The 17,472-nt window shown below is 63.7% G+C and carries 16 protein-coding genes; 11 read left to right on the top strand and 5 right to left on the bottom strand.

From position 1 onward, the window contains the following. Positions 1 to 257 precede the first annotated feature (257 nt). From PZ895_RS02710 to PZ895_RS02760, 11 genes are all read left to right on the top strand, one after another. Complete coding sequence (locus PZ895_RS02710) at positions 258 to 1,193, top strand: TRAP transporter substrate-binding protein (protein WP_275837494.1); 936 nt, start codon at positions 258 to 260, stop codon at positions 1,191 to 1,193. Then, positions 1,193 to 1,702, top strand: a complete 510-nt coding sequence (locus tag PZ895_RS02715) for a TRAP transporter small permease (protein WP_275837495.1) — start codon at positions 1,193 to 1,195, stop codon at positions 1,700 to 1,702. The genes PZ895_RS02710 and PZ895_RS02715 overlap by 1 nt, the downstream gene beginning before the upstream one ends. Then, the gene (locus PZ895_RS02720) at positions 1,702 to 2,988 is read left to right on the top strand and encodes a TRAP transporter large permease (RefSeq protein ID WP_275837496.1); all 1,287 of its coding nucleotides are present in this window, start codon (positions 1,702 to 1,704) and stop codon (positions 2,986 to 2,988) included. The genes PZ895_RS02715 and PZ895_RS02720 overlap by 1 nt, the downstream gene beginning before the upstream one ends. Positions 2,989 to 2,994: 6 nt before the next feature. Further along, positions 2,995 to 3,519: a MarR family winged helix-turn-helix transcriptional regulator gene (locus PZ895_RS02725; RefSeq protein ID WP_275837497.1), complete on the top strand. Its 525-nt coding sequence runs from the start codon at positions 2,995 to 2,997 to the stop codon at positions 3,517 to 3,519. Then, positions 3,519 to 3,977: a RidA family protein gene (locus PZ895_RS02730; RefSeq protein ID WP_275837498.1), complete on the top strand. Its 459-nt coding sequence runs from the start codon at positions 3,519 to 3,521 to the stop codon at positions 3,975 to 3,977. The genes PZ895_RS02725 and PZ895_RS02730 overlap by 1 nt, the downstream gene beginning before the upstream one ends. After that, entirely contained in the window at positions 3,974 to 5,050 is a 1,077-nt protein-coding gene (locus PZ895_RS02735) for an NAD/NADP-dependent octopine/nopaline dehydrogenase family protein (RefSeq protein WP_275837499.1), read from the top strand. The genes PZ895_RS02730 and PZ895_RS02735 overlap by 4 nt, the downstream gene beginning before the upstream one ends. Next, positions 5,050 to 6,042, top strand: a complete 993-nt coding sequence (locus tag PZ895_RS02740; RefSeq protein ID WP_275837500.1) for a 3-hydroxybutyryl-CoA dehydrogenase — start codon at positions 5,050 to 5,052, stop codon at positions 6,040 to 6,042. The genes PZ895_RS02735 and PZ895_RS02740 overlap by 1 nt, the downstream gene beginning before the upstream one ends. 54 nt (positions 6,043 to 6,096) lie before the next feature. Then, on the top strand, positions 6,097 to 7,089 hold the full coding sequence (gene dctP, locus PZ895_RS02745; protein ID WP_275837501.1) for a TRAP transporter substrate-binding protein DctP: 993 nt from the start codon (positions 6,097 to 6,099) through the stop codon (positions 7,087 to 7,089). Positions 7,090 to 7,150: 61 nt separating this feature from the next. Next, positions 7,151 to 7,648 carry a TRAP transporter small permease gene (locus PZ895_RS02750; RefSeq protein ID WP_275837502.1) on the top strand — a complete coding sequence of 166 codons (498 nt, stop codon included), beginning with the start codon at positions 7,151 to 7,153 and terminating at the stop codon, positions 7,646 to 7,648. 4 nt (positions 7,649 to 7,652) lie between these two features. Beyond that, positions 7,653 to 8,969, top strand: a complete 1,317-nt coding sequence (locus PZ895_RS02755; RefSeq protein WP_275837928.1) for a TRAP transporter large permease — start codon at positions 7,653 to 7,655, stop codon at positions 8,967 to 8,969. A 2-nt stretch (positions 8,970 to 8,971) separates the two neighbouring features. Further along, positions 8,972 to 9,745 carry an aspartate/glutamate racemase family protein gene (locus tag PZ895_RS02760; RefSeq protein ID WP_275837503.1) on the top strand — a complete coding sequence of 258 codons (774 nt, stop codon included), beginning with the start codon at positions 8,972 to 8,974 and terminating at the stop codon, positions 9,743 to 9,745. Here the strand turns inward: PZ895_RS02760 and PZ895_RS02765 are convergent. The 5 genes from PZ895_RS02765 to PZ895_RS02785 all read right to left on the bottom strand — a co-directional run bounded on the left by PZ895_RS02765 (position 9,740) and on the right by PZ895_RS02785 (position 17,430). Continuing rightward, on the bottom strand, positions 9,740 to 11,275 hold the full coding sequence (locus tag PZ895_RS02765) for an indolepyruvate oxidoreductase subunit beta family protein (RefSeq protein WP_275837504.1): 1,536 nt from the start codon (positions 11,273 to 11,275) through the stop codon (positions 9,740 to 9,742). The genes PZ895_RS02760 and PZ895_RS02765 overlap by 6 nt on opposite strands. A 13-nt stretch (positions 11,276 to 11,288) precedes the next feature. Then, positions 11,289 to 13,442: an indolepyruvate ferredoxin oxidoreductase subunit alpha gene (locus PZ895_RS02770; protein WP_275837505.1), complete on the bottom strand. Its 2,154-nt coding sequence runs from the start codon at positions 13,440 to 13,442 to the stop codon at positions 11,289 to 11,291. A gap of 74 nt (positions 13,443 to 13,516) precedes the next feature. Then, positions 13,517 to 14,017, bottom strand: coding sequence for a MarR family transcriptional regulator (locus PZ895_RS02775; RefSeq protein ID WP_275837506.1), 501 nt, complete (start codon positions 14,015 to 14,017; stop codon positions 13,517 to 13,519). A 289-nt stretch (positions 14,018 to 14,306) separates the two neighbouring features. Beyond that, entirely contained in the window at positions 14,307 to 16,292 is a 1,986-nt protein-coding gene (locus tag PZ895_RS02780; RefSeq protein WP_275837507.1) for a molybdopterin biosynthesis protein, read from the bottom strand. A 7-nt stretch (positions 16,293 to 16,299) separates the two neighbouring features. Continuing rightward, entirely contained in the window at positions 16,300 to 17,430 is a 1,131-nt protein-coding gene (locus PZ895_RS02785; protein WP_275837508.1) for a molybdopterin-binding protein, read from the bottom strand. Positions 17,431 to 17,472 lie beyond the last annotated feature (42 nt).

Genomic DNA, 17,472 nt, shown 5'->3' on the forward strand with positions numbered 1-17,472 from the left:
GTCAAAGGCGCACACAGCCTCCTCGATCCGGAATATGAATTATCATGTTTTTGCCTGTCAACCTTCAGGCATGAAATTATGCATTTTCATCTTTTCAAGCTTGAAGGGGGCAAAAAGCTGTGCCAGCATCCGTAGCGTAAGGCTGCCGATAACAAGGGGAACCAACGGTGACCGTCATGCTCAAGAAATTTGCATATGCATTTATATCGCTCCTCGCTCTGAGCGCCCATGCCTCCGCGCAGGAAACCGTTCTTCGCATGTCGAACTGGCTTCCGCCGTCGCACCCGATCGTCAAGGACATGATGATCCCCTGGGGTGAACGGCTGAAGGAGGCGACCGACGGTCGCGTAAGCGTCCAGATTCTCGACGCACCCCTGGGGCCGCCTCCGGCGCATTTCGATCTCGCAGCGAATGGCGTTGCCGACCTGACCTTCGGCGTCCATTCCTATACGCCGGGCCGCTTCGCGCTCACCGAGATCGCCGAGCTTCCATTCATCGCCGACACCTCCGAGAGCCTGTCAGTGGCCTTCCAGCGCGTGTTCGAGAGCGATCTTGCCGCGGCGGACGAACATCGCGGCACCAAGGTGCTTGGCCTTTTTGCGCATGGACCTGGCCTTCTCTTCACCAAGGGCCGTCCGGTAACGCCGATTTCCGGACTTTCCGGCCAGAAGGTGCGCGTGGCCGGCAATATCACCAACATGTTGGCCGAAGGGCTTGGCATGGTGTCGATCCAGGCTCCCTCGCCGCAGTCCTATGAGGTGCTGTCAGGCGGTGTGGCAGACGGCATCTTCTTCCCGGTGGAATCGGTGCCCTTCTTCAAGCTCGAAAGTCTCGTCGACACCGCGCTGCGGGTACCCGGCGGCCTCTATAACGTCTCGTTCTTCTTCGTCATGAACCAGGCCAGGTTCGATAGCCTGTCTGCCGAGGATCAGGCGGCGATCGACGAGATTTCGGGCGAAGCATTTGCCCGCATGGCAGGCCGGGCCTGGGATGCTGCCGATGCAGCGGGCATGGAAGTCATCGCCGACACGGTCGCCTTCCACGAAGCGACCGAGGAGGAGGTGGCCGAACTTCGCGAGGCCGCACAGCCGATCTTCGACGGCATCAAGGCGAATTACGAGGCCAAGGACGTCGATTTCGACGCGATCCTTTCCAGGCTCGAGAGCGAAGTCCAGTCCGTCGCGAGCGAGTGATGTATCCGTCTTCCGACGCCTTCCTCGCGAGGGCTCGGCGGGGTCTGCGCATGGTGACGGCAGTGCTCTGCGGAGTGCTGCTGATTGCCCTGACGCTAGTAACGGTGGTCGATGTCGTCGGGCGCTATTTCCTGTCCAGCCCCCTGCCCGGCGCTTCCGAGTATACGGAGCTCCTGTTGATGTCGATCATCTTCTGCGGCTTGCCTGCGGTGTGCCTCGACGATGGTCATATCTCGGTCGATCTCGTCACCGGACGTCTGCGGGGATGGTGGGAAACGGCGCAACTTCTATTCGCCCGCCTGTTCGTTTCGGTGGTGTTGGCGATCGTTGCCTGGCAGCTCTGGAAGCACGGCAGTCAGCTTGCCAGCTACAATGAAGTGACCGTCTACCTGCGCGCTCCGATCGGCCCGTTCTCCAAGGCCGCCGCCGTCATCGCCGGCGCATGTTCGATCGTGACCTTCATCATGGCCGTCATGCGCCTGTCCAGGGGCCGCGAGGAGACCGCCTGATGGAGTGGCCGATTGGCGTCCTTCTGCTTCTGGTGCTCATCTTCGCAGGTGTTCCAATCGCTTTTGCGATGGCTGGAGTGGGCCTCATCGGCGTTGCTTCGATCATCGGCTGGACGCCGACCTTGTCGCTGATCGGCCAGACCTATTTCGACGGTGGCCGCAGCTACACGCTTTCAGTCGTGCCGCTGTTTCTGTTGATGGGCAATCTCGTCGTGCAGTCGGGCGTGGCGGGCGACCTCTACAAAGCCGCCAATGCCTGGCTGCGTCATCGCAAGGGCGGGCTTGCCATGGCGACGATCGTCGCCTGCGGGGGGTTCTCTTCGGTCTGCGGATCCTCGCTGGCGACGACGGCGACCATGGCCCGCATCGCGCTGCCGGAAATGCGCCGCTTCGGCTATTCCGATCGTCTTGCATCGTCCGCAATCGCGTCGGGAGGCACGCTGGGCATCCTCATTCCGCCCTCCGTGATCCTTGTCATCTATGGGATCCTGACCCAGCAGAACATCGGCATGTTGTTCCTTGCAGGACTGCTGCCCGGTATCGTCGGCATGATCTTCTACATTGTCGCCGTGCGGCTCTCGCTGGTGATGTACAAGGAGCATCTGGAGGTTCAGCCGAAGCTGCCGCTTGCCGACCGGTTCCGGGCGCTGAAGGGCGTGTTCTGGGCGCTGGCACTGTTCGTCTTCGTGCTCGGCGGCATCTATGCCGGCGCCTTTACCGCCACTGAAGCCGCGGGCATGGGCGCGGGCGGCGCGTTTCTCCTGACGGCGTTCCGCGGCCGGCTCACCCTTCGCGATACGCTCATGACTCTGTTCGACACCGCAAAGACGACGGCGGTGATGTTCTTCATTCTGTTCGGCGCGCTGTTCTTCCTGAACTACGTCAATTTTTCCGGCCTGACGACGGATCTGCGCGAATGGATCAACCTGCTCGGTGTCGGCCCCTATCAGTTCATCTTCTCGATCGTCATCATCTACCTGATCCTCGGATGCCTTCTCGAGAGCCTGTCCATGGTGACGCTCACGGTGCCGATCTTCTTCCCGATCGTGACCGGCCTCGGCTTCGACCCGATCTGGTTCGGCATCTTCGTCGTCATTGCCACCGAGTTGTCCTACATCACGCCGCCGATCGGCATGAACATCTTCGTCATGCGCTCGGTCGCTCCCGATGTGCCGATCGAGCGCATCTATGCCGGCGTCGTTCCCTTTGTTGCGGTCGACATCCTGCGGCTGATGCTCCTGATTTTTGTGCCGGGCCTGGCGCTCGTCATTCCGCAGTCGATGTGAGGACGGATGACCGCGCACAAACATCCGCCGGAGGCCGGGCAGACCGCAGACCAGGGGTTTGTGCGACACTACCTCCTCTACCTGCTTGCGGCAGCGAGCGAAGGCGTCTCGACGGAATTCCATGCTCAGGTGCGGGCGCGGGGCGTAAGGGTGCCGGAGTGGCGGATTCTGGCCTGCCTTGCCGATGAGGATGGCCAGATGGTGACGCAACTCGCGGCGCTTGCGCTGATGGAGCAGTCGCGGCTGACCAAGATCATCGACCAGATGGCTGACAAGAAGCTGGTGACGCGGCGCAGCGACGAGCGCGACCGGCGGCGTGTCCGGGTTTTCCTGACCGCAACGGGTCGCTCGCTCGCCCGTGAACTCGTCGAGGATGCGCGCATCCACGAGGCGGGCATCATCGATCAGATTTCACCCGCCCAGGCGGCAATTCTCAAGCACGTCCTGGCGCGCATCGTCGCCCTGCACGGCCCCGAAGCCCGTCCGGCGGGTGAACGCCGCACCACCAGACCTGCCGAGGAGGAGAGTTGATGAACACCAAGCCTGATGCGGATGCGGCCCCCTCTGGACTGGCCAGCCGCGTGCTCCAGCCGGAAGGCTGGGCCAAGCCGAAAGGCTATGCCAACGGCGTGATGAGCGCCGGTGGCGTGATCTTTACCGGTGGCCTTGTCGGCTGGGATGCCGAAGGGCGCTTTCCCGATGGTTTCACCGCGCAGGCCCGGCAGACCTTCATGAATATTCGCGACGTGCTCGCGGCAGGTGGCGCCGGCCCGGAGCATCTCGTCCGGCTGACCTGGTACGTGACCAGCATCGAGCAGTATCTCGCCGATCCGAAGGGTCTGGGTGCCGCCTACCGGGAGGTCTTCGGGCGCTGTTTCCCAGCCATGACGACCGTGGAGGTGACGCGTCTGGTGGAACGGGACGCACTGGTTGAAATCGAGGCGACCGCTGTCGTCTCCGGCGTTCAAGAGCAGGGAGTGGATAGATGAAGATTGCTGTTCTGGGCGGAGGCAACGGGTCCTACGCGGCAGTGGCCGATTTCACAGAAGCAGACCACGATGTGGCATGGTGGCGGCGCGCGGCGTCGAGCTTCGCCGATGTTGCCGCTGCCGGAGAAATTACGGTCACCGACCACAAGGGCAGCCGGAAGGTGAAGGTCACGCCAACCGATGATCTTGCCGCCGCGATCAAGCACGCCGCCCTCATCGTGGCGCCGACACCGGCCTTTGCGCAGGAGGACATGGCAGCGGCGCTTGCCCCGCACCTGAAGGATGGGCAGGTGATCTACCTGCCACCCGGCACCTTCGGCTCCTACATCATGATGAAGCGCATCCGCGACGCAGGATCTGCTGCCGACATCGCGATCGCCGAGACGGGAACGCTTCCGTGGCTCTGCCGCAAGCAGAGCCCTCTGGAAGTCCGCATCACCACGCGCGCCTCGCGCCTGCCGACAGGGGTCTTGCCCGCCAGCAGGACCAGACACGCGATAGAGGTGATATCGCAGGCGTTTCCCGGTGCCATCGAACCGGTCGAAGACGCGCTGTCGGGCGCATTGATGAATGCCGGCCCGATCATTCACCCACCGTTGATCCTCATGAACGCCGGCCCGATCGAACATTTCGACAAATGGGACATCCACAATGAGGGAACGCAGCCGGCGATCCGGCGAACGCACACTGCTCTCGACAACGAGCGCATCGCGATCCGCGAGAAGCTCGGCTATGGCGCGCCGCATTTTCCGCTCGCCGATCACTACGAGACCAGCGACTGGATGTACGGTAATCTTGCCCACGACAAGCTCGTCGGATCCGGCGACTGGCACGAGACGCTCGACCTCAAGAACCATCGCTACATGACCGAGGATGTCGGCCTCGGCCTCGCCTTTCTCGTCTCGGTCGGCGATTGGGCGGGGGTGCCGTGCCCTGTTGCCAAGGGCCTTCTGGCAATCGCCGGGGTGGTGGCCGAGCGCGACTTGCGAAGCGAGGGCCGCACGATGGAAAGTGTCGGCCTCGCCGACCGGAGCCAGGCCGACGTGCAGGCCATGCTCAAGGACGGTTTCTGATGTCCGGCGAAATCATCGCCTGCATCGGCGCCGGGCGCATGGGCCGCGGCATCGCACAGTGCGTCGCCTATGCGGGCCACCAAATCCGGCTGCTGGACGCGAAGCCGCGTGATGCGGCCGGGTTCGAGGAACTGAAGGCGCAGACGCTGGGCGAGGTCGAGGCGGGCCTGAACGCAATCGCCTTGCTCGGAGCCTTCGATGCCGCGGCGATCGGCGAAATACTGGCACGGGTGACGGTCCTGCCGCGAACCCACGCAGACGAGGCGTTCAGCAACGCATCGATCGTCTTCGAGGCAGTGCCTGAGACCGAAGCTGCAAAGCGTGACGCGTTCGGCGTCTTCGACGCTCACGCGTGCAGCGATGCCATCCTCGCCTCGACCACATCGACGATGCTCTCGACACATCTATCCGCCTTCACCGGGAACCCGCAGCGTTTCCTCAACGCTCACTGGCTCAACCCCGCCTTCCTGATGCCGCTGGTCGAACTCAGCCCGGCCGAAGAGACTTCCGGATCGGCGCTTGCAACGGTGCGCGGTTTTCTGGAGTCGATCGGCAAGGTGCCGATCACCTGCAAGGCTTCGCCAGGCTACATCGTACCTCGAATTCAGGCTCTGGCCATGAACGAGGCGGCACGGCTCGTCGAAGAGGGCGTCGCCAGTGCCGAAGACGTCGACAAGGCCGTGACCTATGGTTTCGGGCTGCGCTTCGGCGTGCTCGGGCTTCTCGAGTTCATCGACTGGGGCGGCGGCGACATCCTCTATTACGCTTCGAACTATCTCAGCGACGCCTTCCAGGACGATCGTTTCGCGCCGCCCGCCATCATCAGCCGCAACATGGAAGAAGGAAAGATCGGCCTGAAAACAGGCGAGGGGTTCTTCAACTATACCGGCATGGACGTGGCCGCTTATCGTCAGCGGCGCATGGCAGATTTTCTCCGCTCCCTCGAAGCTTCCGGGCTCGTTCGCCCGCCGGTTCTCGCGGGCAATCCATGACAGACCGGCGGCAAGCCGGCAATTGAATCGAAACAAACAGAGAGGGTACTCGACATGACCAGACATCACACGAAAATGGCCTTGATGGCGGCCGCTTCGATCCTTGCGCTTGGCGCCGGCGGCGCAAATGCCCAGGAGCAGATCCGTGCCATCTCGGCTTTCCCGCAAACGCTTGCGTTCTCGCAGAGCTTCCAGGGCTTCGTCGATCTCGTGAACGAAAAGGGCGAAGGCGTCGTTCAGATCACCTATGCCGGCGGCCCCGAGATGTTTCCGCCGAACCAGCAGGTCGATGCCGTGCGCCGCGGCGTGATCGACATGCAGTACGGCCCTGCATCCTATTATCTGGGCACGATGCCGGAAGCCGATGCCTGGGTCGGCTCCACCGTCACCGCCGCCGAAGCGCGCGAGAATGGCGGCTTCGAGATCATGCAGCAGGCGTTCCGCGACAAGCTCGGCGTGGAGCTGCTTGCCCATCTCGATACCGGCGTCGAATTTCACGTCTATACGATCGGGGAGCCCAAGCGCACTGAGGAAGGAGGCGTCGATCTGTCCGGTCTGCGCATCCGCTCACAGCCGATCTACAACGCGTTCTTCGAAGAGGTCGGCGCGATCCCGGTCTCCGTCCCGGTCCCGGACGTCTATACCGGCCTCGAGCGCTCGACCTTCGACGGATCGGGCTGGCCGATCGTCGGCATCAAGGATCTGTCCTGGGACCGCTTTCTGCGCTACCGCATCGATCCGGGCGTCTTCCAGACCGACCTTGCCGTCGTCATCAACCCTGCGAAGTGGGAGGGCTTGTCGGACGAGGCCAAGGCGATCATCGAGGAGGCTGCCGCCGAGTACGAACTGACCTCCTACGAGAACTTCCAGCAGGTCATCGAAGAGACGGATGCGGCGGTGCGTGAAGAAGGCATGACCGTGGTCGAACTCGAAGGCGAACAGGCCGAAGAGTTCCGTCGCATGGCGTTCGAGAGCGCCTGGGCCCGTATGCAGGCGGCTGGAAGCGAACACTACGACGCACTGCGCGCAGCCTACTACCCCGAATGAACTGCAACACCGGGCGGGGCATCGGCTCCGCCCTCATCCATTTCATCGGGGTCAGCGCGCCATGAGTGTCACCAAGATCTATGACCGTCTGATCGTCGGCCTGGCGGTTCTCGGAGCTCTCAGCCTGGTCGCCATCACGGCGCTGATCATCGTCGATGTCATCCTGCGGAACACCGGTTACCGCCCGTTCCAATCGACGAGTGCGCTCGTCGAATATGTGATGCTGTTCGCCACGATGTCCGCCGCGCCCTGGCTCGTGCGCGAAAACGGACACGTCGCGATCGGCTCCTTCGTCGCCAAGCTGCCTGATGGTCCAAGGGTCGCGATCGGCCGCCTCGTCCTCATCGTCTCGATCCTGGCGCTCGCGCTTCTCACCTGGCGCTCTGCTGCCGTCAGTTTCGAGATGGTCGCAACGCGCTCGGTGGACATGCGCTCCATCAATATCCCCGCCTGGGTCCTCTACGCCATGCTGGCAGGTGGGTTCTTCCTGATGGCGATCGAGTTCCTGCGCATCCTGCTGCGCGGCGAGACGTACAGCGGTGCGGGCGGAGGCCACTGACATGATGCCCTGGTACGACGCCACGCTTCTGATGATCGGCGGCCTCCTGGCGCTGATGGTGGTCGGAATGCCTGTCGCGATCGCCTTTCTCGTGATCAACATCGCCGGCGTCCTCATCTTCATGGGAGGCATCGTCGGGATCGACCAACTGGTCGCCAACGCGACGACCTCGGTGACGAGTTTCGCGCTCGTTCCGGTGCCGCTGTTTCTGATCATGGGCGAATTGTTGTTCCACACCGGCCTTGCCTTCCGCGTCTTCGACGCCCTCGACAAGTGCATGGGCAATATCCGCGGCCGGCTTGCATATCTGACGGTCGGCGGCGGCACGATCTTCGCGACCCTCTCCGGTTCCTCCATGGCCAATGCGGCAATGCTGGGAACCACTTTGATGCCGGACATGATCAAGCGCGGATACAAGCCGCGCATCATCATGGGCCCCATCCTTGCGACGGGCGGCCTTGCCATGATCATTCCGCCGTCCTCGCTGGCGGTCCTGCTCGGGTCGCTGGGCCGCATCGACGTCGGTTCGCTGTTGATCGCCGGCCTCGTTCCGGGGCTCATACTCGCGCTGCTGTTCGCCGCGGTGATACGGCTACAGATCGCCATCGATCCCGACGTCGCACCTGGCTACGTTGCCGGGCGGGCATCGGCAGGCGAGATCGCGCGTGCGTTGCTCGTCGACGTCGCGCCGATGGGCATCGTCGTCTTCGCCGTGGTTGGACTCATCCTTCTTGGATGGGCGACGCCGACCGAGTCCGCGGCCTTCGGAGCGCTGGCGGTCCTCGTTCTTGCCGCCCTCTACGGCAAGCTGTCCTGGGAAGCCGTCGTCAAGTCGATGAAGGGCACGCTCGCCGTCTCGGTGATGATGCTGATGATCATCGTCGGCTCCACGACCTTTTCGCAGATCCTGGCTTTCTCCGGCGCTTCACAGGGACTGATTGGCTTTGCGACGAGCTTCGACGTTTCGCCCTATGTGATGCTGACGCTGATGGTGCTGGTGCTGATAATCCTCGGCATGTTCATGGATCCGCTGTCGATCATGATGCTGACGCTGCCGATCTTCATGCCGCTGTCGTCGCTTGCGGGTTTCGAGCCCGTCTGGTTCGGCATCGTCATGCTGCTGGTGCTCGAACTGAGCCTCGTGACGCCGCCCTTTGGATTGCTTCTGTTCGTGATGCTGGGCGTAGCTCCGAAGGGCACCACGATCGGCCAGGTCGCTTGGGCGGCGCTGCCTTACATCGGCTGCACGCTGTTCCTCATCGTTCTCCTCGTCGTCTGGCCGCAGATCGCTTTGTGGTTGCCCAGCCTCATAAGGTATTGACCATGCGGATCTGGTATCAAAGCTATGTCGACTATAAAAACGGCGCGAGCTACTGGGACGAACTGCGAAAGCATCTCGACCGGATCGTTGACTCTGGGACGCAGATCGACATCAAGGGCATCACGCCGCACGACTCCTACGCGCACGCCATCGTCGAGTTTCGCTGCGCGCGCGAGGTGATCTGCAATGCCGTGCTTGCCGAGCGGGAAGGCTATGATGCCTTCATCATCGGCCACTTCCAGGATGCCGGTCTCTACGAGGCTCGCTCGGTGGTCGACATTCCGGTGCTTGGCATGGGAGAGGCGTCGATGCTGCACGCCTGCCAGCTCGGCCAGCGCTCCGGCATCGTGACGATCAACAGGCGCTATATCCCCTGGTTTCATCACCAGATCGGAAAATACGGGCTGAAGGAACGTGTCACCGGCGTTCACGCCATGCAGTTCGAGCCCGGCCAGATCCTCGCTGCATTCGGCTCCGACGAGCGGCTGGAGACGGTGCGGGCGCTGTTCGAGGAGCAGGCGCGACCGCTGGTGGAGCAGGGGGTCGACGTGTTGATCCCCGGTGGCGGCATCCCGATGCTGCTGTTCTCGCAGTTGCACGATCACCGCGTCGATGGCGCGCCCGTCATCAACGGCATTCCGATCGTCGTGAAGCTGGCGGAAATGGCGGTCAAGCTGAAGCGGCTGACAGGTCTCGGCATCAGCCGGACGTCGGACTACGTGAAGCCACCCCTCGAGATCATCGAGGAGTTCATGGCGCACCCGAAGGGCCTATAGCGTCGCCACGGTCTTGAGGGCGCCATCGAGCGCCTTGCCTTCCTCATCGAGCAACGCCGCTTCGCGCAGCCGCCGCAGCCATTCCCCGCCATCTTCACGCGGCGCAAGCAGAGGCACCGCGCCCATCACACGGAAGAATTTCGACTGCGCCCGAGCATGGGTGTCGGAGTAGCCCTTGATGAGGCGCCGGCATTTCAGGATTTCGACGCCGAGACGATAATTTCCTCGTGCGTGCTCCCGGGCTTCCTTGAACCAGGCTTCGAGATGCGCCTCCTCGACATTGTGACGCAACAGGCTGCGCCGCCACGGCCGCAGCGCCGCCATCGTCCAGAGCATCAGATAGCCGCGCAGGCTGTCGGTCCGGATGCGCCGCCCCTTGTTGATGCGCCGGTCGAAGAAGTCGAACAGCTTCGGACGGGCCTCGACGTAGCGGCCAAGCGGTGCGGGCAGCGTGCCGCAAATTTCTTCCATGCGCGGATGGAAGTATTCGGTCACCTGTATCACTGCGTTGTCCTTGACGCCCTGCTCGCGGCGCAGCCGCCCCTGGCGTGACGTGCGCGTCTTGAGGTCCGCGACGCGGATGATGTCGTCATAGACCATGGCATTGGCGAGGTATTTGGCCGCCTCGACCGAGAAGCCGTAATCATGCACGGCATCATCGACCGCCACGGCCTGATCAAGCCGGTCGAGATAGAGCGACCCATAGGCGAGGTCCTGGTAATCGACGACTTTCTTCAGGCCGCGCCGCGCCATGTCCCGGATTGCTTCGGGCAGCGTTTCGACGCGCGACATGAGAGCAGTCCACTCACGCAGCATCCTGTCGGGGCCGGCTACCGATGGGCTGGCGTCGGCTGTCACCGGGACCGGCTCGCGCTCGCGTTCTCCGGTCAGCGCCCGCTCGTAACTGACACCGAAGGCCCGCAGGCTGGCTTCCACCCCGCGACCCGATGCGCGGATCGTCTCCTCGTAGCTCTCGCGCGCGAAGGGCAGGGCGCCGGAGCCGGCCAGCGCGCCGAACAGGCTCGATGAGATGACGCTACCGGCATCGACGGCGATCTTTTCCATATCGAAGCACACGAGCTTGTAAGAGGCATCTTCGGCAGCCTTGCGCACCCTCGGCCGGTCCGCCTGGCCATCGCCCGGCATGATCTTTTCGGAAACCGCAAGCACTCGATGCGAAGAGGCGACGAGCGTCGTGCGGTCCGGCGTCACGAAGCCGCGCATGATGGCGCGTCCCGCCTCCATCATCTCGGCCGCGATCAGGATGTCGACGTCGCCCTGCGACGGGCTCAGCGAGAAGATCGGTGCGCGGCCGGTATCCGGCGTCATCTCAACGTAATAGATGGTCGCGCCGGTTCGCTGCGCGACGCCTGCAACCGACGTCGACTGCGCACGATAGCCATTGCGCTCGGCAACCGCCACGATCCAGTCGGTCAGGACGCCACCGCCCTGACCGCCAACGGCAAGCACTGCGATCTTGATGATCGAGCGTGTGGCGTCTCCGGCGCGAACCGGAAGTTCGGCGCGCATGTGAACGTCCATATCAGCCCTCGGCGAATGTCAGGCGGCGGCTCTCGCGCCGGTGTTGAAGAAAGCCGATGACGCGCTTGCGCAGGCGCGCCGCGAAACGCTCGAAGCCGGACGGATTGTGCACCACGTCGGCGCGGTAGAAGGAGGGGCAGAGCACGGCCGCGTCGGCCACCTCGCCGCAATTGCCGCAGCCAACGCAGCTCTGGTCGATCGAGGCGACGGGATCGTCGCGCAGCGGATCGTCCAGCTTCTTGACCGACAGCGAAGGGCATCCTGACAGGCGTATGCAGGCGTGGTCGCCGGTACACACGTCCTCATCGACACCGAATCGCGGCTTGACGACGCGTTTGCCGGACTTCATCGCTGAGGCAATGACCGGCTTTTCGCGGCGCTGCCGGTTGAGCATACATTCCGATGAGGCGACGATGACCTTGGGGCCTCTCTCGGACGTCGTCAGCGCTTCCTTCAGCGTGTCACGCATCTTGCCGACATCATAGGTGCGATCGAGTTGGCGGACCCATTTCACGCCCATGCCGCGCACGGCGTCGGCGATCGGATGCTTCGTCGACTTCGTCTTGTTGTCGGCGCGCGAGGAAAGGATGTCCTGTCCCCCGGTCGCCGCAGAATAATAGTTGTCGACAATGACGATGACGCCGTCATTCCCGTTAAAGACGGCGTTGCCGATGGAGGATGTCAGGCCATTGTGCCAGAAGCCTCCATCGCCGACGAACGAGATGGAGCGGCGCCTGGCACTCTTTGAATTGAAGGCCGAAGCCGATGCGGGACCGAGGCCATAGCCCATCGTCGTCGCGCCCAACTCGAAGGGCGGCATGATCGAGAAAAGGTGGCAACCGATGTCGGACGCAATGTGGTGCCGTCCAAGTTCGTTCTCGACCAGCTTGGTCGCCGCGAAAATCGGCCGCTCCGGACATCCCGTGCAAAAGCCTGGTGGGCGAGCGGGCACCACGTCGCCGAGCCCCGCCGCCGCTTGCGGCAGCGGCGGGAGGTTCGGCGCACGGCCCCGGGAGGGAAGCAGTTCGCTTGCGTGATCGGCGAGAAAGGCGCGGATGCCGTCTGTCATCACCTGCCCGGTATACTCGCCCGCCATCGGCAGCGGACCCTTGCCGACGAGCCGCGTCGTACGGCCCGCCTTGTAGAGCATCGAGCCGAGCGCCTGTTCGATATAGTCGGGCTGACCTTCCTCGACGACCAGCACCGCCTTCTTGCCTTCACAGAAGGCCAGGAACTCGTCATTGACCAACGGATACGTCACATTGAGGACGTAGAGCGGAACCTGCGTCTCGCCGTAGATATCGGCCAATCCGAGGCGCTGGAGGCTGCGCATGACGGAATTGTACATGCCGCCTTGAAGCACGATACCGACATCGGCCTCCTGCGTCCCGAACATCTCGTTGAGCCGGTTCCTGCGGATGTAGTCGAGCGCAGCGGGCAGCCGCTTGTTGATCTTCTCATGTTCATGCAGGAACGAGGCGGGCGGCAGCACGATGCGCGCCGTGTCGCGGCGCGGATTGTCCAGCGCATCGGCCACTGTCATCTCCGGCCGGCGATTGTCCTTGGCCGTGAACGCTCCATGCACATGGCAGCAGCGAATGCGGACCTGGAGCATGACCGGCGTGTTCGAGGCTTCCGACATCTCGAAGCCGTGACGGACGGCATCGACGATCGAGGGAAGGTTCGGCCGCGGATCGAGCAACCAGATCTGGCTCTTCATGGCGAAGGCGTGGCTGCGCTCCTGCATGATCGAGGAGCCTTCGCCATAGTCTTCGCCCACGATGACAAGCGCGCCGCCCGTTACGCCGCCGGAGGCGAGGTTTGCAAGAGCGTCGGAGGCGACATTGGTGCCGACGGTCGACTTGAAGGTAACGGCGCCACGGATCGGATAGTGCACCGAGGCCGCAAGCATGGCAGCGGCCGTCGCCTCGGAGGCGCTCGCCTCGAAGTGAACGCCGAGCTCGCCGAGAATCTCCTGCGCATCGGCGAGCACGTCCATCAGATGGCTGATCGGTGCGCCCTGATAGCCGCCGACATAGCCGACGCCGTTTTCCAGCAGCGCCTTGGTGATCGCAAGGATGCCCTCGCCGTGGAAGGTTTCGCCTTCCCCCATGCGCAGCTTCTTCACTTCGCTGGCGAACGAACGTTCGGCCATGATCACTCCTGCCGTCAGAAACATGCAAATGCATATTCTTAGGAATGATGATCGTGGTCAAGGGCTCGTGGGCGCTAGATCTCGTGCTTGCGGACGTTTTTCAGGATCTTCTGCAAGGTGGCGATAAACCGGTCCCGCTCCTCATCGTCGATCGCGGTGAACATAGCCTCGGCGGATGCCGCCATCGTTGGCCACAGGGCGGAGAAAACGCTGCGACCCTGCTCGGTGATGAAGATGTTGCGCACCCGGTTGTCATCCGGCGCCGCCTCGCGACGGATCAGGCCATCGGCCTCCAGAGAATCGAGTGACCGGCTCAGCGTGGACTGTTCGACGACAGCGTAGACGGCCAGTTCATTGACCTTCAGCCCGTCGAGAATGGACAGGACGGCAAGAGAGCGCATCTTCGGTGTCGTCAAACCGTTCTTGGCCAACTCGTGACGCAATGTGTGGTTATAGCGGCCCATGATGCGGTTCATGAGGTAGGGCGCGAAACGTTGAAGCCCGATATCGCCGAGCGAGCTGTAATGCTGCACCGCGGGATCGTTCTGCTCGGCGACCTGGTCAAGGGGAGGCATGTGTAATCACGATCGATTGCTCACTCTTGTCATAACGGAACCGGCGAAAGGGGATAACGTCTGCCGCTCAACAGTCGTCGTGGGACGACTGACGATGGCACTTTCGGATTTGGCCTGAACGGCTGTCAAGTTCAACTCGGCAGGCGCTCGTATGGAGCATTGACCTGCCGCGTTTTTCCAATCGCTGAGCTGGTGTCAAGACACTTTCGATCCGGAAGTCGGCGCTCAACGTCCTCAGCTCCGCCCAATTCGAGAAACGGACGTCATCCCGATGCAATGCCTCTCCACATTACCGGGGCAAGTCCGGAATGACGCGATCTTCGAGCCGTTCGGACGGTTCAAATCCTGCATTTGTCAGGGCTTCCCGGCACGGGGCCGATTTCAATGCGCCGAGAAAAGCGCGGACCGCCGGTCGATCCTTGCGCGCCGTGACCAGCGCAAAGTCGTAATGCTCTTCCGTCAGCGGGATGAAATCGAGGCCCGACGCCTGCGCGACGGGCGCGATTGTCACGCCCCAGTCAGCCCGTTCCTGCACGACCGCGGCCGCGACGGCGTTGTGCGAGCGAGGCTGGTTCCAGTAGCCGTCGGGCCGCGCCTTGCCCAGCAACCGGTCGATCAGGACACGCGTGCCGGCGCCTTGGTTGCGGTTGACCATCAGGCAATTCGGATCGGCCAGCGCGACGCGCAACGCTGCCTGCGCGTCGCGGCCCTCGAAGCGCTTGTCGCCCTGACGGAACACGATGCCCTGCATCCTGCGCCATCCGGGCACAAACTCCAGTCCCTCGCCGAGGAAGGGCACGTTGTAACTGTTCGTTGCGCTGTCGAAGAGATGGATTGGCGCCAGGTCGCATTCGCCCCGGCGCGCGGCCGCGAGCCCGCCCAGGCTTCCCACGGCCAGCGTGCGGATGGATCGTCCCTCTCGGACGAGCGGCGACACCGCCAGGTCCAGCCCCGTGCAATGACTGCCGATGATCACCAGATCGGGTATGCGCACATGCGGGGCGAGCAACGTCACCTTTGCGATGCTGCCCTGTGGCTGATGGTCGGCCAGCGCCTCGATGCGCACGAAGCCGTCGGCCTGGGAGAAGGAGGTGATGGCACCGGAGCCTTTTCCGGTCGGATAGGCGGCGAGGCCCTCTTGCCCCTCGATAAGCGAGACCATGACGAACTCCACACGGCCCAGTTCGGAAGCGATACGGACCGGAATCGTCGCTTCGACCTCGGCTTCGGCGCGCGGCGGCAATCCGGCCATCCGGCGCAGGACAGGCACGATCATGTCGTGGAACGTGAACATCGCCGAGGTCGGGAAGCCGGGCAGGACGACGATCGGCTTTCCGTCGCAGACGGCGAGGCAAAGAGGCTTGCCGGGCTTGAGCGCCACGCCATGGACCACGATTCCCGGTTTGCCGAGGCGGGCCATGATGCGGTGGGTGAGGTCGCCCGCTCCTTTCGAGGTTCCGCCAGACAGGATCAGCATGTCGCAATCCGACAGCGCCTGTCGCATGGCATCTTCGAGCGTCGCCTCGTCATCCGGCACCGCGCCGAGGAATTGTCCAACGCCTCCATTCTCCGCGACCGCCGCCGAGACGATCGCCCCGTTGGTGTCGTAGATTCCCGCCGGGCGCGGTGGCTCGCCCGGCTGCATGAGTTCGTTTCCCGTGGAGAGAATCGCAACCCGTGGCTTGCGCGCGACGCAGACTTGGGCGATGCCGCAGGCGGCCAGCATACCGATCTCGCGCGAGCCGATCGGCGTCCCGGCCCGCAGCACGACTTCGCCCCGCGCGATGTCCGATCCGGCATAGGAGACGAACTGACCTGGAGAAGCGCTGCGCTGGACCTCGATGGCGTCGTCGCCCAGGGCATGGGTGTGTTCCACCATCACGACTGCGTCGGCGCCGCGCGGCATCGGCCCCCCGGTTGCGATCGTCGTGGACGTTCCGATTTCGACGGCAATGCGAGGAACGGTACCGCAGGCGATCGTCTCGCCATTCAGGGCAAGTCGCACGGGAGTGGCCGCGCCGGCGGCGACGAGGTCTGAGGACCGTACGGCAAAGCCGTCCACATTGGACCGATCGAAGGGAGGAACGTCGACGGGCGCTCCCACGTCCCTTGCCAGGACCGCGCCCAGAGCTTCTGCCAGGGGCCGCTCCTCGACGCTGATGGCTATCGGCCCCAGCGCCGCCTCGAAACGGGCCATCGCCTCCTCACGGGACAGGACAGTCAGAAACTGATCCTGTTCGGCCGCTTTGCCGCCGGAAGATGAGGGTCCTGTCATTTCGTCGTCAGCTCCATCCGTGAAGCGCCAGCGCGCCGACCGACGTTCCAGGCGCATATCCTTCTTCGCCAGCCGGGACGGTCAGCCAGGCATCGGCCTCGCGAATCCGGTCAAGTGTGAGGTCTCCGACGACGAGCGGCATCCAATGATCAATCTCCTGTCTGAGGAGGACGATTTCGGCAAGCCCGACAGCGGAGGCGATCTTCCGGGCGAGGGGAAGCGCGATGCGGCGGCGTGGCCGGCGGCCGCAGAGGCGGTCCACAACCGGTTCCGCCAGAGCGAGGTAGCCGGCCAGAGCCGGGCCGGGCAGGCCCGGAAGCGCGATTACGGGAACGCCACGCATCCGTCCGATCGCTGCCGTCCGTCCTGGCCGCAGGGCGATTCCATGGGCGATCAGAGCGCCAGCGTCGTTCAGAGCCGCGACGGTCGCATCTCTTTCGCCATTGCCGGTCCCACCGACAAGGACGACCAGATCGACAGGGGAGCCCTCCAGCGCCTTGCCGATCGAACCGGCGTCCCTTGGGCACATCTCGATGGGCAGGCGTTGCGCTCCATCCGCATCGAGACGTTCTCTGGCCATTCGCGCGCTGACGCCGGGTTTGCCGTCGGACGAGACGTCGATCACACGCACCGCCGGGCTGCGTATCGACAGCGTCTCCAGTCCCAGGCTGCGTGCCAGGACGAGATCCGCTCCGGTCACCACGCGCCGCGCGATCACCGGAGCGCATCCTGCCGCGGCATCCTCGCCGATGCGGCGGACAGCCTCGCCCGGCGAGGCTTCGCCGAGTGCGCAGAAGATCGGCCCCGCGCGCTCGACGAGCCCCGGTTCGAGCACGCAGTCGCAGCCGGATGGCAATGGCTGGCCGGCTTCCACCCATGTCGGGGGAAGCGTCAGGTGAAGCGGCGAATAGGAGGACGCCCCGGCGAGATCGCTGGCGCGAAAAGCCCAGCCGCCGATCTCGGCCCGGTTTTCCGGCGGCAGAGGCGTTCCGACAGGCCGCATCTCTGCGGCGACGAAGCCCAGCGCCTCGGTCAGCGGAACCGTGCTGGAGGGGACGGACGCCACGCCTTCGAGCAGCGCCGCGAGCGCGGCCTCAAGGCTGGTCAGCGCGCCCGATGGCGACGGCGTTTTGATCATCGGGAATGAATGGCCAAAAGACCCGCGCTTTGCAATCGGCTT

It is taken from the genome of Mesorhizobium sp. YIM 152430, assembly GCF_029210365.1.
Classification (GTDB): Bacteria; Pseudomonadota; Alphaproteobacteria; order Rhizobiales; family Rhizobiaceae; genus Aliihoeflea.

What these genes read in the sequence shown, in the direction of transcription:
- PZ895_RS02710 (WP_275837494.1), top strand. Translation starts at nt 258, where the DNA reads ATGTCGAACTGGCTTCCGCCGTCGCACCCGATCGTCAAGGACATGATG.
- PZ895_RS02715 (WP_275837495.1), top strand. Translation starts at nt 1,193, where the DNA reads ATGTATCCGTCTTCCGACGCCTTCCTCGCGAGGGCTCGGCGGGGTCTG.
- PZ895_RS02720 (WP_275837496.1), top strand. Translation starts at nt 1,702, where the DNA reads ATGGAGTGGCCGATTGGCGTCCTTCTGCTTCTGGTGCTCATCTTCGCA.
- PZ895_RS02725 (WP_275837497.1), top strand. Translation starts at nt 2,995, where the DNA reads ATGACCGCGCACAAACATCCGCCGGAGGCCGGGCAGACCGCAGACCAG.
- PZ895_RS02730 (WP_275837498.1), top strand. Translation starts at nt 3,519, where the DNA reads ATGAACACCAAGCCTGATGCGGATGCGGCCCCCTCTGGACTGGCCAGC.
- PZ895_RS02735 (WP_275837499.1), top strand. Translation starts at nt 3,974, where the DNA reads ATGAAGATTGCTGTTCTGGGCGGAGGCAACGGGTCCTACGCGGCAGTG.
- PZ895_RS02740 (WP_275837500.1), top strand. Translation starts at nt 5,050, where the DNA reads ATGTCCGGCGAAATCATCGCCTGCATCGGCGCCGGGCGCATGGGCCGC.
- dctP (WP_275837501.1), top strand. Translation starts at nt 6,097, where the DNA reads ATGACCAGACATCACACGAAAATGGCCTTGATGGCGGCCGCTTCGATC.
- PZ895_RS02750 (WP_275837502.1), top strand. Translation starts at nt 7,151, where the DNA reads ATGAGTGTCACCAAGATCTATGACCGTCTGATCGTCGGCCTGGCGGTT.
- PZ895_RS02755 (WP_275837928.1), top strand. Translation starts at nt 7,653, where the DNA reads ATGCCCTGGTACGACGCCACGCTTCTGATGATCGGCGGCCTCCTGGCG.
- PZ895_RS02760 (WP_275837503.1), top strand. Translation starts at nt 8,972, where the DNA reads ATGCGGATCTGGTATCAAAGCTATGTCGACTATAAAAACGGCGCGAGC.
- PZ895_RS02765 (WP_275837504.1), bottom strand. Translation starts at nt 11,275, where the DNA reads ATGCGCGCCGAACTTCCGGTTCGCGCCGGAGACGCCACACGCTCGATC.
- PZ895_RS02770 (WP_275837505.1), bottom strand. Translation starts at nt 13,442, where the DNA reads ATGGCCGAACGTTCGTTCGCCAGCGAAGTGAAGAAGCTGCGCATGGGG.
- PZ895_RS02775 (WP_275837506.1), bottom strand. Translation starts at nt 14,017, where the DNA reads ATGCCTCCCCTTGACCAGGTCGCCGAGCAGAACGATCCCGCGGTGCAG.
- PZ895_RS02780 (WP_275837507.1), bottom strand. Translation starts at nt 16,292, where the DNA reads ATGACAGGACCCTCATCTTCCGGCGGCAAAGCGGCCGAACAGGATCAG.
- PZ895_RS02785 (WP_275837508.1), bottom strand. Translation starts at nt 17,430, where the DNA reads ATGATCAAAACGCCGTCGCCATCGGGCGCGCTGACCAGCCTTGAGGCC.